Source organism: Corynebacterium sp. 32222D000AT (assembly GCF_053546955.1).
Map to the genome: position 1 here is coordinate 1 of NZ_JBPPVW010000039.1, position 1144 is coordinate 1144.

A 1144-nucleotide genomic window follows, 5' to 3' on the forward strand; every position below is an offset into this window, starting at 1 on the left:
TGAGGTTACCCTCGAGTAGTGGACACCCTATTAGTACGGATCTTGTGTCCGTAGGAGAGGATGTTCATTGTGAATTCGTCAAGGAAGAAGTACACCCCGGAGTACCGGCAGGAGGCCGCCAGACTGGTCATCGAGTCTGGGCGCCCAATCGCTCATGTGGCTAAGGAAATTAGCGTATCAGCGACAATTTTAGGCAGGTGGGTCAAACTCGAGCGGGAACGCCAAGGCTCGGTAGACGGCCGCAGTGATGCTGATATACGAGCCGAAAATGCTCGCCTGCGTCGTGAGTTAGCTGAGGCCAAGATGGATAATGAGTTCTTGTCAAAAGCCACCGCCTTCTTCGCTGCGAAGCAACGCGATCGGAAAAATTTGAGCTAATACAGCAGGAGAAGGCGAACTACAGTATAAAAAGAATGAGCAGGTTATTAGAGGTTTCCCGTTCTGGCTACTATAAATGGCAAAAGGCTCAAGCAGTACGGCTTCGTGGTGAAAATCAGCGTCAGAGATTCCTCGACCAGTTAGACAGGCAAATTCATGACATCTGGGAAGATTCTGACGAAGTCTACGGTGCCCCACGGATTACTGCAGAACTCGCCGAGGTTGGGGTCTATGTGAATCGTAAAACCGTGGCCAAACGCATGCGGATGATGGGTATTGAGGGCATCTCACCTAGGGCGTTTGTTCCCGTAACGACGATTCAATCCAAGCGGAAGTCCACGCTTCCAGACCTGGTGAAACGCCTATTTGATCAAGGGCAGCTTAATCGAGTGTGGATGTCAGATATTACCTATCTACGCACGAATGAGGGCTGGCTGTACCTATGCGTTATCCGCGATGGACACTCCCGCCGAGTCCTAGGCTGGTCCATGGATAGTGTGCAGGATTCTTACCTGGTTGAACGTGCACTGCGCATGGCTTACACTCTGCGTGGTGAAATACCCAACGGCGTGGTCTTCCACGCCGATCGTGGTAGCCAGTTCACCAGCGAACAACTGTGGCAGGTCTGTCAAGAACTAGGGATTGCACAATCGGTCGGCCGTACCGGTGTCTGCTTTGACAATGCGATGGCCGAGTCGTTCTGGTCGACATTGAAGACCGAATTTTACGATCGGAAGAAATGGCGAACCCGTGACGACGCTCGGAA

2 protein-coding genes are annotated in these 1144 nt (G+C 52.1%); both read left to right on the forward strand.

Going from position 1 to position 1144, the window contains the following annotated elements:
- Positions 1-60 precede the first annotated feature (60 nt).
- The gene (locus ACEE23_RS11395) at positions 61-378 is read left to right on the forward strand and encodes a transposase (RefSeq protein ID WP_368526404.1); all 318 of its coding nucleotides are present in this window, start codon (positions 61-63) and stop codon (positions 376-378) included.
- Positions 378-1144, forward strand: a 767-nt coding sequence (locus ACEE23_RS11400) for an IS3 family transposase (RefSeq protein WP_448873622.1), incomplete at its 3' end; no start/stop codon positions are given. The genes ACEE23_RS11395 and ACEE23_RS11400, both read left to right, overlap by 1 nt.